Origin of the sequence: Bradyrhizobium genosp. L (genome assembly GCF_015624485.1) — a bacterium.
Lineage (GTDB): Bacteria > Pseudomonadota > Alphaproteobacteria > Rhizobiales > Xanthobacteraceae > Bradyrhizobium.
Map to the genome: position 1 here is coordinate 3,925,505 of NZ_CP061378.1, position 14,987 is coordinate 3,940,491.

The following is a 14,987-nucleotide window of genomic DNA, read 5'->3' on the forward strand; positions in this document are numbered from 1 at the left end:
ACTCATCTCACAATCGCGCTGACGTCGTCACCCGACTTGTGAACTGACCACGGGCTTGCGGTCCTGCGTGGGTATTTCGCGGAACGGCGGGGAATCCGAGGAGAGCACCGCGCGCAGCGGGACAGTGAGGCGACAGATCAGGCCTTCGCTGCGCCAATCGAAATCGGCGTGCCCGCCGAGCTGGGTCTCGATGCTGGCGATCACGCTCCTTGTGCCAAAACCCTTTTGCGTCGGCGTCGTCACCCTGGGCCCGCCGGATTCTACCCAGGCCAGGATCAGCGTTTCGCTCGCCACTTCCCAGGTGATCGCGAGCCGGCCGGCCAGTGCGGACAGGCTGCCATATTTTGCGGAGTTGGTGACAAGCTCGTGCAGCGCAAGTGCGAGCGTCTGTGCGGTCGCAGGCTGCAGCTGCACCTCCGCACCGTCGATCTGGATCTGTCCGGCCTCGGAGTAAGGCGCGACCTCCTCGCTCACCAGCCGCCGGATTTCGGCGCCCTGCCAGCTCGACAGCGACAGCACGGTGTGGACCCGCGCCAGCGCGGTGATGCGCCCCTCGACCGCCCGCACATAGGCATTGACGTTCTGCGCACGCGTCAGGCGCACGATCGATTGCGCCAGTGCAAGCGCGTTCTTGGCGCGATGATCGACCTCGCGGGTGAGCAGGCTCTGGCGTTCCTCGGCCTTCTTGCGATCGGTGATGTCGACCGTGACGCCGCTCACCCGCACCACCTTGCCATTGCGATCACTGGTGGCGGCCGCGGTGCCGACGCACCAGCGCACCTCGCCGTCGGGGCGCAGCACGCGGAATTCGGCTTCATACGACGTCTGGCCGTTGCCGAAGCCAGCCCAGGCCTGCCGAAGGTCTTCGGCGTCCTCCGGATGGAACATGCGCTGGATGTTCTCGGAGGTGAGCTGGAAGGAGTTCGGGTCGACGCCGAAGATCTTGTACTGGCCTTCGTCCCACATCCAGTCGCCGTTGACCCAGTCCCAGTCCCAAGAGCCCATCTTGCCGGCGGCGATCGCCATGCTGCGGCGCTGCTCGCTTTGCAGCAGCCTCGCGGTCGACTGCTCCAGTTCGGCGGTGCGCGCGCGCACGCGGTCCTCGAGCTCGGCATTGAGACGTTCGAGCTGCCGGGTCTTGCGGTACAGCTCGGCGAACACGCGGATCTTGGCCCGCAGCACTTCGGGCACGACCGGCACCGGCACATAATCGACGGCGCCCATCTCGTAGCCGCGCAGGCGGTCGATGTCGGAAACCTGGATCGCCGAGATGAAGATCATCGCGGTCTTCTGGAAACGCGGATGCTCGCGGATCATCGCCGCAAGCTCGAAGCCGTCGAGCTCGGGCATGCAGACGTCGACCAGGATGACCGCGACCTCATTCTTGAGCAGGAACTCCAACGCCTCGCGCCCCGACGACGCGACGACGAGGTTCTCGCCGAGCTCCTTCAGGATGACCTCGTAGGCGAGCAGCTTCGCCGGCTGATCATCGACCAGAAGAATGTTGATCTTTTCGTGGTCCATCATGTTCGATCGCCGATCAGCGGTGCAGCCACATGCGGATCGCGAGCAGCAGTTGCTCGGTGTTGACGGGTTTCGCCAGATAGTCGGATGCGCCCGCCTCCAGGCATTTCTCGCGGTCGCCCTTCATTGCCTTGGCCGTCAGCGCAATGATCGGCAGCCGTGCGAAGGCCGGGTTTTGCCTGATCGCGCCGATGGTCTGGTAACCGTCCATCTGCGGCATCATGATGTCCATCAGAACGATCGCGATCCTTGGATTGGACTCCACGAGCGAGATCGCCTCGTGACCAGTTGTCGCAGTCAGCACCTTCATACCGCGCCGCTCCAGCACGCTGGAGAGCGCGAAGATGTTGCGGGCGTCGTCGTCGACCAGCAGCGCCGTCTTGCCAATGAGATCCTCATCGGAACTGTTCAGCTTCTCCAGCATCCTCTGTTTTTCGAGAGGCAATTCCGTGATCACACGGTGCAGGAACAGTGACGTTTCATCGAGCAGCCGTTCCGGCGATTCCACGCCCTTGACCACGATGCTGCGCGCCATGGTGTGCAGTTCCGCGTCCTCTTCGGCGGAGAGTTCCCGCCCCGTGAATACGACGACGGGAACGTTGGAAAGCGCATCGTCCTTGCGGATCTGGTCGAGCACCTCGAAGCCGCTCATGTCGGGCAGGCGCAGATCGAGCACGACGCAATCGCAGGGATTGTCGCGCAGCGCCGACAGCGCCCCTGCCCCGGTGTCGCTGGTCACGATCTCGATATCCTCGTGCCCGAGCAACTCGCGGATGCTGAGCTGTTCGGCGGCGTTGTCCTCGACGATCAGGAGACGCTTGCGGCGCGGCTTGGCGTATTCCTTGATCTGGGTCAGCGCCGCGCTGACGCCTTCGGTCGTGGTCGGCTTGTTGACGAAGGAGAAGGCGCCGCGGGCCAGCGCGTGCTGGCGGTCCTCGTCGAGTGTGATGATCTGCACCGGAATGTGCCGGGTCAGCGGATTGTGCTTGAGCTGGCTCAGCACGCTCCAGCCCAGCATGTCCGGCAGGAACACGTCGAGCGAGACGGCCGTCGGCTGGAATTGCTTGGCGAGATCCAAGGCCTCCGTGCCACGGGTGGCGATCAGCACCTTGAAGCCCTTGTCGCGCGCCAGGTCGATCAGCACCCGCGCGTAATGCGGGTCATCCTCGACGATCAGCAGGATGGTGTCGCCGGGCTCGAGATTGAGCCGGTCGTCCGACAACTGCTCGATCGCGCGCTCCTGCGTGGATACGACCTGCAGCGACGGCGCCGGCGTGTGGGGCATCGGCAGCGGCTGCCCCTGCGCGCGCAACGCGACCGAAGGTCCGGAATATTTCAGCGGCAGATAGAGCGTGAAGGTCGAACCCTTGCCTGGTGCGCTGCGCAGATGGATCTCGCCGCCAAGCAGGCTTGCGAGCTCGCGGCTGATGGCGAGGCCGAGCCCGGTGCCGCCATATTTGCGGCTGGTGCCGGCGTCGGCCTGCTGGAATGCCTCGAAGATCAGCTTCTGCTTGTCCTGGGGAATGCCGATGCCGGTGTCGGACACTTCGAATGCCACGACCGCGGGCGCCGTGTTGAGGATCGGATGCTCGGCGCTCCAGCCGCCGAGCGCGCCCGAGACGGTGAGCTTGACGCCGCCCTCCGCCGTGAACTTGAAGGCGTTCGACAGCAGGTTCTTCAGCACCTGCTGCAAGCGCTTGGAGTCGGTCACCATACTGCGCGCAAGGTTGCCGTCGACGTCGATGCCGAACGAGAGATGACGGTTTTCCGCCTCGTGGCGGAACGGCCGCCCGACGGTCTCGAGCAGGCTCGAGGTCAGGATCTCCTCGGCATCGACGGTCACCGTACCGGACTCGATCTTGGAGAGATCGAGGATGTCGCTGATCAGGTTCAACAGGTCGGTGCCGGCACCGTGAATGGTGCGGGCAAACTCGACCTGCTTGCCGGTCAGGTTGCCGTCGGGGTTTTCGGTGAGCTGCTGGCCGAGGATCAGGATCGAGTTCAGCGGCGTGCGCAGCTCGTGCGACATGTTGGCGAGGAATTCGGACTTGTACTTCGAGGTCAGCGACAATTCGGTCGCCTTCTCTTCCAGCGCGCGCCGTGCCTGCTCGATTTCCTGGTTCTTGCGTTCGACGTCGACGTTACGCTCGGCGAGCTGCTGCGCCTTCTGCTCGAGCTGGTCGTTGGTCTGCTGCAGCTCCTTCTGCTGGGTCTGAAGCTCGCCCGCGAGCTGCTGCGACTGCTTCAGCAGCGCCTCGGTCTGCATCGTCGCCTCGATGGAGTTGAGCACGATGCCGATGCTGTCGGTGAGCTGTTCGAGGAAGGTGATCTGCGACGTCGTGAACGAGGCGATCGAGGACAGCTCGATCACCGCCTTGACCTGGTTCTCGAACAGCACCGGGAACACGACGAGGTTCTTCGGCATGATCCGCATCAGCGCCGAATTGACCGGCACGGCGTCGCCGGGAATGTCGGAGACCAGGCGCTGCCGCTTGTCGAGCGCGCATTGGCCGATCAGGCCTTCGCCGAACTGGACGATTTGCGGATGCGGATTGGTGCTGTCGTTGGCATAGCCCGCCAGCAACCGCAATTGCGGGTTGTCGGGATTATCGATCTGGTAGATCACGCCCATATGCGCATTGATCAGCGGCGCAAGCTCGGTCAGCAGCGAGCGGCCGACGGTCGCGAGGTCGCGCTGGCCCTGCAACATGTTGGTGAAGCGCGCCAGATTGGTCTTCAGCCAGTCCTGCTCGGTGTTGCGCTCCGTGGTGAGACGGAGGTTGCCGATCATGGTGTTGATGTTGTCCTTCAACTCGGCCACCTCGCCGCGCACGTCGACCTGGATCGAGCGCGTCAGATCGCCCTTGGTCACGGCGGTCGCCACCTCGGCAATCGCGCGCACCTGGGAGGTCAGGTTGGCCGCGAGCAGGTTGACGTTGCCGGTCAGGTCCTTCCAGGTGCCGGCGGCGCCGGGCACGTTGGCCTGACCGCCCAGCCGTCCCTCGACGCCGACTTCGCGCGCCACGCTCGTCACCTGATCAGCAAAGGTCGCGAGCGTCTCGGTCATGTTGTTGATGGTGTCGGCGAGTGCCGCCACCTCGCCCTTCGACTTCACGGTGAGGTTCTGCTTCAGATCGCCGTCGGCGACCGCGGTCACCACCTTGACGATGCCGCGCACCTGCTCGGTCAGGTTCGCCGCCATCACGTTCACGGTGTCGGTCAAATCCTTCCAGGTGCCGGCGACGCCGGGCACCTCGGCCTGGCCGCCGAGCCTGCCTTCAGTGCCGACCTCGCGCGCCACGCGCGTCACTTCGCCGGCGAAGGCGTTAAGCTGGTCGACCATCGTGTTGATGGTGTTCTTGAGCTCGAGGATTTCGCCCTTCACGTCGACCGTGATCTTGCGCGACAAGTCGCCGCGCGCCACCGCGGTGGTCACCTCGGCGATGTTGCGGACCTGGGTGGTCAGGTTCGCCGCGAGCAGGTTGACGTTGTCGGTGAGGTCCTTCCAGGTGCCGCCGACGCCGGGGACGACGGCCTGGCCGCCGAGTCTGCCTTCGGTGCCGACCTCGCGCGCCACGCGCGTCACTTCGGCGGCGAACGAGCGTAGCTGCTCGACCATCGTGTTGAGGGTGTCCTTGAGCAGCAGTATCTCGCCGCGCACGTCCACCGTGATCTTTTTCGACAGGTCTCCGCCGGCGATCGCGGTCGCGACTTCGGCGATGTTGCGGACCTGGGCGGTCAGGTTCGAGGCCATGAAGTTGACGTTGTCGGTGAGGTCCTTCCAGGTGCCGGCGACGCCGGGCACCTCGGCCTGGCCGCCGAGCTTGCCTTCGGTGCCGACCTCGCGCGCCACGCGTGTCACCTCGCCGGCAAAGCCGTTGAGCTGGTCCACCATGGTGTTGATGGTGTTCTTGAGCTCGAGGATCTCGCCTTTCACGTCGACCGTGATCTTGCGTGACAGGTCGCCGCGCGCCACCGCCGTGGTGACTTCGGCGATGTTGCGGACCTGCGCCGTGAGATTGCCCGCCATCGAATTGACGCTGTCGGTGAGATCCTTCCAGGTGCCGGCGACGCCGGGCACGTTGGCCTGGCCGCCCAAGCGTCCCTCGGTGCCGACCTCGCGCGCCACGCGCGTCACCTCGCCCGCGAAGCGGTTGAGCTGGTCGACCATCGTGTTCAGCGTTTCCTTGAGCTGAAGGATTTCGCCCGAGACGTTCACCGTGATCTTGCGCGACAGGTCGCCGCCGGCGATCGCGGTCGCCACCTCGGCGATGTTGCGCACCTGGCCGGTCAGGTTGCCGGCCATCGAGTTGACGCTGTCGGTGAGGTCCTTCCAGGTGCCGGCGACGCCGGGCACCTCGGCCTGGCCGCCGAGCTTGCCGTCGGTGCCGACCTCGCGCGCCACGCGCGTCACCTCGCCGGCGAAGGCGTTGAGCTGGTCCACCATCGTGTTGAGCGTTTCCTTCAGCTGAAGGATTTCGCCCGAGACGTTCACCGTGATCTTCTTCGACAGGTCACCCTTGGCCACCGCGGTCGCGACATCGGCGATGTTGCGGACCTGCGCGGTCAGGTTGGAGGCCATCGAGTTGACGCTTTCGGTGAGGTCCTTCCAGGTGCCGGCGACGCCGCGCACATTGGCCTGGCCGCCGAGCTTGCCCTCGGTGCCGACCTCGCGCGCCACGCGCACCACCTCGCCGGCGAAGGCGTTGAGCTGGTCCACCATGGTGTTGATGGTGTCCTTCAGCTCGAGGATTTCGCCGCGCACGTCGACCGTGATCTTTTTCGACAGGTCGCCGCCGGCGACCGCAGTCGTCACCGCGGCGATGTTGCGGACCTGCGCCGTCAAATTCGAGGCCATGAAGTTGACGTTGTCGGTCAAGTCCTTCCAGGTGCCGGCGACGCCGAGCACGTTGGCCTGGCCGCCGAGCTTGCCCTCGGTGCCGACCTCGCGCGCCACGCGCGTCACTTCCGAGGCGAAGGCGTTGAGCTGGTCGACCATCGTGTTGAGCGTTTCCTTCAGCTGAAGGATCTCGCCCGACACGTTCACCGTGATCTTCTTCGACAGGTCGCCGCCCGCGATCGCGGTCGCGACGTCGGCGATGTTGCGGACCTGCGCGGTCAGGTTCGAGGCCATGAAGTTGACGTTGTCGGTCAGGTCCTTCCAGGTGCCGGCCACACCGGGCACCTGCGCCTGGCCGCCGAGCTTGCCTTCGGTGCCGACCTCGCGCGCCACGCGCGTCACTTCCGAGGCGAAGGCGTTGAGCTGGTCCACCATGGTGTTGATGGTGTCCTTCAGCTCCAGGATTTCACCTGACACGTCGACCGTGATCTTGCGCGACAGGTCGCCGCGCGCCACGGCCGTCGTCACGTTGGCGATGTTGCGCACCTGGGCGGTCAGGTTGCCGCACATCGCGTTCACGGAGTCGGTCAGGTCCTTCCAGGTGCCGGCGACGCCGGGCACGATCGCCTGGCCGCCGAGCTTGCCGTCGGTGCCGACCTCGCGCGCCACGCGCGTCACTTCCGAGGCAAAGGAGCGCAGCTGATCGACCATCGTGTTGATGGCTTCCTTCAGTTGCAGGATCTCGCCGCGGACGTCGACCGTGATCTTCTTCGATAGGTCGCCGTTGGCGACCGCGATCGTCACCTCGGCGATGTTGCGGACCTGGCCGGTCAGGTTGTTGGCCATCGAGTTGACGCTCTCGGTCAGGTCCTTCCAGACGCCGGTCACTTCCGGCACCTGGGCCTGGCCGCCGAGCTTGCCCTCGGTGCCGACCTCGCGCGCCACGCGCGTCACCTCGGAGGTGAACACCGAAAGTTGCTTGATCATCGTGTTGACGATGTTGGCCGACTGCAGGAATTCGCCGCGCAGCGGCCTGCCCTCGACGTCGAGCTGCACCGTCTGCAACAGGTCGCCCTGGGCGACGGCGGCCACCGCGCGGGTCACCTCGCGGGTCGGCCACAGCAGATCGTCGATCAGCGTGTTGAGCGAGCTTTCCATGTCGGCCCAGGAGCCGCTGGCGAGCCCGAAATTGACGCGCTGGCGCGTTTGGCCCTCGCGCCCGACGACCTGGCCGACGCGCGCCAGCTGCTGCGACATCCGCTCGTTGGCGGCGGCGATTTCGTTGAAGGCGTCGGCGATCTTGCCGTCGATCCCGAGATAGTCGCCGCGCATCCGGACCGAGAAATCGCCGCCGCGCATCGCCTGCAATGACTGCAGGAGGTCGTGCGAGGAATCCAGATTTCCGTTGGGTGGATTGGCGCGGCGTGTTTCAGTGCGGGGACGAGGCGGCGAACCGAGGTCGGTCATGGAAATTCCCCTACGTGCCGGCCGCAAGTCCGGAGACTCGGGTGAGCCAGCGACACCATAAGAAAGACTGCCCGTGATCTATTCAAGCGGGAAAACGGAATAACCGCGATTTGTGACGCAAACCGAGCAGGTTAATTGTCATTGGAACCAAAGGTTCCATCGGGCGTTGGAACTTTTTTGGCGGTTGGATTATTCTACCGGTTGCGCGGTTGCCCTGCTCGCATTGGAACAAAGGCCACCCCGAAGGCGTTTCGGGCGCTGGCAGGATGACGATGGTTAAAAAATCACGACAGCGCGAACAGGCGGTTTTCGAGACCGAGCGGCAGCAGGCGCGGGCGGAGCTCGAAGCCAGCGAAAGCCAGTTCCGCCTGCTGGTGAGCAATGTCACGGATTACGCGCTCTATATGCTGACGCCGGCCGGCATCGTCGCCAACTGGAATGCCGGTGGCGAGCGGATCAAGGGGTATGCCCCCGACGAGATCATCGGCCAAAGCTTCGCGCGATTTTATACGCCGGTCGACCAGGCTGCCGGCAAGCCGGCCCGGGCGCTCAGGATCGCCGAAGAGACCGGGCACTATGAGGAGGAAGGCTGGCGGGTCCGCAAGGATGGCTCGTTCTTCTGGGCAAGCGTCGTGATCGATCCGATCCGCGACGCTGACGGCCAGCTGGTCGGCTTTGCCAAGATCACGCGCGACATTTCAGAGCGGCGCGAGGCGCAGCAGAAGCTTGAGCAGGTGCAGCGTCAGCTCGCGGAATCGCAGAAGATGGATGCGCTGGGTCAATTGACCGGCGGCGTCGCGCACGACTTCAACAACCTCCTGATGATCATCTCCGGCAATTTGCACAGGATCGAACGCGAGGTGACGAGCGAGCGGGGCCGGCTTGCGCTCGGCGCGATCGAAACCGCTACCCAGCGTGCCGCTTCACTGACCAGCCAGCTCCTCACCTTCGCGCGCCGGCAGAGCGTCAACCCGCAGACCATCGACGTCGCCGACAGGATCGCCTCGGTGCGCGAGGTCCTGACCAGTGCGCTCGGCGGCATGATCAAGCTGAACATCGAGATATCGCCGGAGCTCTGGCCGATCTTCGTCGACCCGAACGAGTTCGAGACCGCACTGATCAACCTTGTGGTCAATGCGCGGGACGCGATGCCGGACGGCGGCACGTTGAGCGTGACAGCCCACAATGCGGCTGCCGCCGACCAGGTGGTCGTCAGCGTCGGCGATACCGGCGAAGGCATTCCCGACGATGTGCTGAGCAAGGTCTTCGACCCGTTCTTCACCACCAAGCCGGTCGGCAAGGGCACCGGCCTCGGGCTTTCCCAGGTCCATGGCTTTGCCCACCAGGCCGGCGGCAGGGTTGAAATCGCCAGCACGCTCGGCAAAGGCACCACCGTCAGCATCCATCTGCCGCGGGAGACGACGGTCCCGAAGGTCGAGGTTGAGGGCCGGGCCGCGCCAAAGTCCGCCACCGTGCTTCTGATCGAGGACAATCCCGCCGTGGCCGACGCCAGCACCGGGCTGCTCGAACAGCTCGGCTACACCGTGCGCTGGACGTCGAATGCGGAGACCGCGTTGCGGGAGATCGAGGCCAACGGCGTCGATGTGGTGTTCAGCGATATCATCATGCCCGGCAAGATGGACGGGCTGAAACTGGCGCGCGCCATCAGGGCCATGAAGCCCGATTTGCCCATCCTGCTGACGACGGGCTACAGCGACAGTGCGCGTGACGTGAAGTCGGATTTTCCGGTGCTGCGCAAGCCGTATCACATTCACGACCTCAGCCGCGAATTGTCGAAGCTCACCGGACATGATCCCGGCGAAGGGGCCACGATTCCAGCGGAATCGGATACCGGTTCGCGGCCGCCTCGACCAAGGGCGAAGGTCCGCTCCTAGAGCATTTTCGGTTCTGATTGAATCAGAACCGAAGCTCCAGCTTTTTGTGTTGACGCGTTTTCTTCACGCGAACCGCTATCCACTTCGCTCGAAAACGCTCCGGAAGCGCGCCGAAGAGCTGGTCTAGCGCTCCGCGGGCCAGCTGCGACGCACCAACTGCACGCGCTCGATGCGGCTGCACTGCTCGCAGCGGTACTGAAGGATGTCCCTGCCCTCGTCGCCGGGATAGCTGGTCTCAAGCCGCATCGTCCTGTTGCAACTGATGCAGGAGATCAGCGTCAGGAGCGGACTGCGATCATCATTCATCGATGCCCGCGGCGGTCGCGCGGTCAGATCGGCGATCATTGCGTTGGACGAAGCCATCGAATTGGACATCACCACCAGAAAATGCCGATCCCGTGGCCCGGGTTCCAGCCCCGAAACCTCAACTTGTCCTCAGACCCGGGGGCTGCGACCAGGCCCGGGCTTTCCCTTGTCGAGCCCAACCTTGGCCACCGGACGCGCCCCGCGGCTCCGGTCCAGCCGCTCGCGCACGGCCGGCAAGTGCTCGCCGCCGCCTGCGGCCTTCCAGCGGCCGATCAGCTCGGTCACCTCGGCGCGCATCGCCATCAGCCGGGTGGACGCTTCGCTGCAATCGAGGTCGCGGTTGACCTGATCCCGGATCGCGGCTTCGACCAGCGTCATCTCAGCCCGCAACACGCTGATCTTGCGACGAATTTCATTGATTTTATTGTCCATATCTTGTTAGAACAAAAATAGAACATATTGTCAAGTCACAACACAGCCAGCAAGGTGGAACATGAGCATGGCAGCGGTAAGATATGGTGGGGTCGCCGAGCGCCTGGGCGAGCAGATGACCCGTGCCCAGGCTCTGCGGTTGAGGGGCCTCGCCGAGGAGGCCTACCAGCCGAGCCAATATGCACGGGACCTGACATACGAGGAAGCGGAGCGCCGCATCGGCGCCCTCAAGGCCGAGATCGCGCTCGCGGACTCGTTCTGAAGCACCCCACTGGTCGGTTGCCGGACAGCACTTAACACTTGCTATAGCCGACGCAGCTAGTTCTGTTCCCGTGGTGCCGTTGCCTCGGGGAGTCCCTCACGTGCTGGAGCTGGAGAAGCGATCGCCGCTCGCCTTCCCGATCGCGCTGAAGGACGGGCGCAGGCTCGAGACCGTCGGCGACGCGGCGGATTATTTGTCCCGACTGAATGTCGAACAGCGTGAGCGCTTCTATTGGAGGAACGCCATCATGATGTTCAACAACGCGATGCGCGAACCGAACTATCTGAAGATCGCGACCATGAATCTGCGCTCGGCTCTTGTGTATGACCGGCTCGTCGACGACGCCGGCGCCTGACTGTGCTTTGACAGCTACAGCCGAATCGACGGCGCTTGCGTAGAGGCCATTCCGTTATGGCCGCAAACAAGGTAACGGCGGTACACACCACGGCTCGACGCTGACGGCGCCGCGAGCTGCGATCTGGGGCCGCCTGGGAGGGCCAAGGCGGCCCATTCTTTTTTCGCGAGCGCTGCGAAAAATCCGGTCAGAGCATCTTGTCAAAGCATCTTGGCGCGGACGAACAATGCGCGCAGCGCGTTGGTCGCCTGGATCGTCAGCATGGCGTTGCCGGCCGCCCGCTCCAGCGCGGTGACGGCGTCGTCATGCAGCGAGCGGAATTCCATCCATTCGACAGCGCTGAGATTGGTGATGAAGCGATAGGCCTGGCCGACGGTCGCAAGCGTCATCGTCTCGCCGTTCAGCCGCACCTTGAACGTCGCCTTCAGCGGCGTGTCGGATCTGGATACGTCAGCCATCTACGTCACTCATGGCGCGGTTGTGCGCTGCGCCCCGTTAATGTCAATCTAATTTCTCGCGCCCCTGCTCCGGCGCAACAGCCCCGACGATCGCAATGTCTGTTAGCGTTTGCTGGGGGTGATTCGTGCCTGATGTTGCCAACACAGCCTATCTCGACGCGCTCAATCCGCAGCAGCGCCGCGCGGTCGAGCACGGCATCGGGCGCGACGGAACCATCGGCACGCCGCTGCTGGTGATTGCGGGCGCGGGTTCCGGCAAGACCAACACGCTCGCCCATCGAGTCGCGCATCTGATCGTCGCCGGCGCCGATCCGCGCCGCATCCTGTTGATGACGTTTTCGCGCCGCGCGGCGGGCGAGATGGCCGGCCGCGTCGAGCGCATCGCGCGGCGCGTGCTCGGCGACCGCGCGTCCGTGATGACCGACGCCTTGAGCTGGGCCGGCACCTTCCACGGCATCGGTGCGCGCCTGTTGCGGGAATTCTCCGAGCGCATCGGGCTCGATCCAGCCTTCACGATCCACGACCGCGAGGATTCCGCCGACCTGATCAATCTGGTCCGCCACGAGCTCGGCCTGTCCCGGACCGAAAGCCGGTTTCCCACCAAGGGCACCTGCCTTGCGATCTATTCGCGCTGCGTCAACGCGGAGCTGCCGATCGAGGCGGTGCTCGGCCAGTTCTTCCCATGGTGCGCGGGCTGGGCCAGCGAGCTGAAGCAGCTGTTCGCGGCTTATGTCGAGACCAAGCAGCAGCAGAACGTGCTCGATTATGACGACCTGCTACTGTACTGGGCGCAGATGGTCGCCGACGCCGGCCTCGCGGACGAGATCGGCGGCCGCTTCGACCATGTCATGGTCGACGAATATCAGGACACCAACCGCCTGCAGTCCTCGATCCTGCTCGCGCTGAAGCCTGCGGGACGCGGGCTCACCGTGGTCGGCGACGACGCGCAGTCGATCTATTCGTTCCGCGCCGCGACCGTGCGCAACATCCTCGATTTCCCGAGCCAGTTCGCGCCGGCAGCGGAAATCGTCACGCTCGACCGCAACTATCGCTCGACGCAACCGATCCTCGAAGCCGCCAATGGCGTGATCGCGCTCGCCAGGGAGCGCTTCACCAAGAACCTGTGGACCGACCGCGCGTCGACGCGCAAGCCGCTGCTGGTCGCGATCCGCGACGAAGCCGATCAGGCCCGCTATGTCGTCGAGCAGGTGCTGGCGACCCGCGAGGAAGGCGCGCTGTTGAAGCACCAGGCGGTGCTGTTCCGCACCTCCTCGCATTCGGGACCGCTCGAGATCGAGCTGACCCGCCGCAACATCCCCTTCGTGAAGTTCGGTGGCCTGAAATTCCTCGACGCCGCGCATGTCAAGGACATGCTGGCGCTGCTGCGCTTCGCCGCCAATCCGCGCGATCGCGTCGCCGGCTTCCGCATCCTGCATCTGTTGCCCGGTGTCGGGCCCGCGTCGGCGCAGCGCGTGCTCGACCTGATGGCGGAGGCCGCGGATCCGATTGCCGCGCTCGTCGCACTGCCCTCGCCGCCCCGCGCCGGCGCGGACTGGCGGCGGTTCGTCGAGGTGATCGAGAACCTGCGCCATTCGGAATGGCCGGTCGATATCGAGCGTGCCCGGCTGTGGTACGAGCCGCATCTCGACCGCATCCATGAGGACAGCGAAGTCCGCCGCGCCGACCTGATCCAGCTCGAGCAGATCGCAAGCGGCTATCCCTCGCGCGAACGCTTCCTGACCGAGCTGACGCTCGATCCGCCGGATGCGACCAGCGACCAGGCCGGCGTGCCGCTGCTCGACGAGGATTATCTGATCCTGTCGACGATCCATTCCGCCAAGGGCCAGGAATGGAAGTCGGTCTATGTGCTCAACGTCGTCGACGGCTGCATGCCGTCCGATCTCGGCGCCGGCACTTCGGCGGAACTCGAGGAAGAGCGCCGCCTGCTTTATGTCGCGATGACCCGCGCCAAGGACGATCTGCACCTGATGGTGCCGCAGCGCTTCTTCGTCCACGGCCAGGCCGCCAGGGGCGATCGCCACATGTACGCTTCGCGCACCCGCTTCATCCCGGAGAAGCTGCTCCCGATGTTCGAGCGCGCCACCTGGCCGCGCGCCGCTGCCGCCGATCCGACGTCATCGAAACGAGCGCCCCCCATCGATATCCGCGCCAGGATGCGCGGCATGTGGCGCTGAGCAGGGGCGAAAGAATTTCTCGTCGGACCGGAACGAACCTGCCGTCGTCGCGTTGAAGCGCTGTTCGTAATCGGCAAACGACCATCCCCGACGGCTTCGGCGCATCGTCCGCAAGGACGCGCTGAAGCCGTCGTTTCTTTGCGTTCCGACGGATCACGCCGGGAACAATGTCACCGGTTCGGCAAAGCCTTTCAGCACATGATCCGAACCGTCGGCCGTGACCATGCCGCCGGTTCGCTCTCGCACGGCCGACGTGACGAATATCTCGCCCGATCTTGCCACCGATTGTGCGCGGGCCGCGCGATTGACCACGGTGCCGATGGCGGTCAGGTCGCGATGGCTCTGGCCGAATTCCCCGAAATTGGTCTCGCCGCTGTCCATCCCGATTCCGATGCCGATCTCGACATCTCCGGCACCGATCGCGCGCGCCAGTTCACCGCGCCGCCGGCCGAAGCTCTGCTGGATCTCGCGGGCCGCCAGCAGTGCCTGCGTCGCGTGATCCTGCTGGCGAACCGGAAAATTGAAGATCGCGAACACGGCATCGCCGATCGTTTTGTTGAGGATGCCGTCATAGCGCCAGATCGCCGCGGCGCAATCGTCGTAGAACGCATCGAGCAGCGAAGTCAGCCCACTCGGAGCGATGGTCTGCGTCAGTGCGGTGTAACCGCGCAAATCGGCGAACAACACGGTGGCGTCGATCGTGACGGCGCGCGCTTTCATGATCTTCGAGAACGCCATCTCGCAGATCGTGCATGTGTTGGGGTTCATGCGGCTCGGCTTGACGCCGAACAGGCGGAACGGCGCCGACAACGGTCCGCGCAATGGGATCGGCATGTGCAGATTCTGCCAGCAGCCGAGACAGACCGATGCAGGTTCCGGAGTCATGGACGCGCCTGCCGTTCCAGCGACGAGATTTGCTAGCTTAGCACCATTGCCGCCGTCCTGGCACGGATTTACCGCGGTCAGGCGGGGGCGATGAAGCTCAACCCGATCCGGGTCTTCTGGCGCCAGATCACCTGGCTGTCGTAGACGACCGACGCATCATTGGCCATCACCAGGCGAAAGCGGTCGGGAACATAGGCCGGATTTGCAACCTCGATCGCCGCACCCTCCGCCGAGATATTGACCACCACGCAATGCATCACCGAGCCGCCCGACGAGACATAAGCGGGCTCGTTGACCTCGGTCCGCGGATGTCTGCGCTTTTCTTCCATCCGGCTTGGCCTCTCGCGTTTGGACGCGAAGGCTTGGCG

At 64.7% G+C, this 14,987-nt stretch carries 11 protein-coding genes; 4 read left to right on the plus strand and 7 right to left on the minus strand.

The features are described from left to right. Window positions 1–27: 27 nt before the first annotated feature. A complete protein-coding gene (locus IC762_RS18500) occupies window positions 28–1,524 on the minus strand; it encodes a sensor histidine kinase (RefSeq protein ID WP_195790182.1) in 1,497 nt (498 codons plus the stop codon). A gap of 16 nt (window positions 1,525–1,540) precedes the next feature. Continuing rightward, on the minus strand, window positions 1,541–7,831 hold the full coding sequence (locus tag IC762_RS18505) for a HAMP domain-containing protein (RefSeq protein WP_433995838.1): 6,291 nt from the start codon (window positions 7,829–7,831) through the stop codon (window positions 1,541–1,543). A gap of 272 nt (window positions 7,832–8,103) precedes the next feature. On the opposite strand from IC762_RS18505, the gene IC762_RS18510 reads away from it, so the two are divergent. Continuing rightward, window positions 8,104–9,726 (plus strand): PAS domain-containing sensor histidine kinase, encoded by a 1,623-nt coding sequence (locus IC762_RS18510; RefSeq protein ID WP_195790184.1) that lies wholly within the window; start codon window positions 8,104–8,106, stop codon window positions 9,724–9,726. Window positions 9,727–9,849: 123 nt separating this feature from the next. Here the strand turns inward: IC762_RS18510 and IC762_RS18515 are convergent, their stop codons facing one another. Further along, window positions 9,850–10,071 carry a hypothetical protein gene (locus IC762_RS18515; RefSeq protein WP_195783706.1) on the minus strand — a complete coding sequence of 74 codons (222 nt, stop codon included), beginning with the start codon at window positions 10,069–10,071 and terminating at the stop codon, window positions 9,850–9,852. A gap of 90 nt (window positions 10,072–10,161) precedes the next feature. Further along, on the minus strand, window positions 10,162–10,410 hold the full coding sequence (locus IC762_RS18520) for a hypothetical protein (protein ID WP_195783707.1): 249 nt from the start codon (window positions 10,408–10,410) through the stop codon (window positions 10,162–10,164). A gap of 121 nt (window positions 10,411–10,531) precedes the next feature. Between IC762_RS18520 and IC762_RS18525 the strand changes: the two genes are divergently transcribed. Together IC762_RS18525 and IC762_RS18530 are read left to right on the plus strand one after the other, a co-directional pair. Then, complete coding sequence (locus IC762_RS18525; protein WP_246801079.1) at window positions 10,532–10,726, plus strand: DUF3072 domain-containing protein; 195 nt, start codon at window positions 10,532–10,534, stop codon at window positions 10,724–10,726. A 100-nt stretch (window positions 10,727–10,826) separates the two neighbouring features. Further along, a complete protein-coding gene (locus tag IC762_RS18530) occupies window positions 10,827–11,081 on the plus strand; it encodes a hypothetical protein (protein WP_195783708.1) in 255 nt (84 codons plus the stop codon). 200 nt (window positions 11,082–11,281) lie between these two features. Here IC762_RS18530 and IC762_RS18535 read toward each other — a convergent pair whose 3' ends face one another. Continuing rightward, the gene (locus IC762_RS18535) at window positions 11,282–11,539 is read right to left on the minus strand and encodes a hypothetical protein (protein WP_195783709.1); all 258 of its coding nucleotides are present in this window, start codon (window positions 11,537–11,539) and stop codon (window positions 11,282–11,284) included. Window positions 11,540–11,664: 125 nt separating this feature from the next. Between IC762_RS18535 and IC762_RS18540 the strand changes: the two genes are divergently transcribed. Next, a complete protein-coding gene (locus tag IC762_RS18540) occupies window positions 11,665–13,734 on the plus strand; it encodes an ATP-dependent helicase (RefSeq protein ID WP_195783710.1) in 2,070 nt (689 codons plus the stop codon). Between the two features lie 153 nt (window positions 13,735–13,887). Here IC762_RS18540 and IC762_RS18545 read toward each other — a convergent pair whose 3' ends face one another. Beyond that, entirely contained in the window at window positions 13,888–14,619 is a 732-nt protein-coding gene (locus tag IC762_RS18545) for an adenylate/guanylate cyclase domain-containing protein (protein WP_195783711.1), read from the minus strand. Window positions 14,620–14,696: 77 nt separating this feature from the next. Next, the gene (locus IC762_RS18550; protein ID WP_195783712.1) at window positions 14,697–14,948 is read right to left on the minus strand and encodes a PilZ domain-containing protein; all 252 of its coding nucleotides are present in this window, start codon (window positions 14,946–14,948) and stop codon (window positions 14,697–14,699) included. Window positions 14,949–14,987 lie beyond the last annotated feature (39 nt).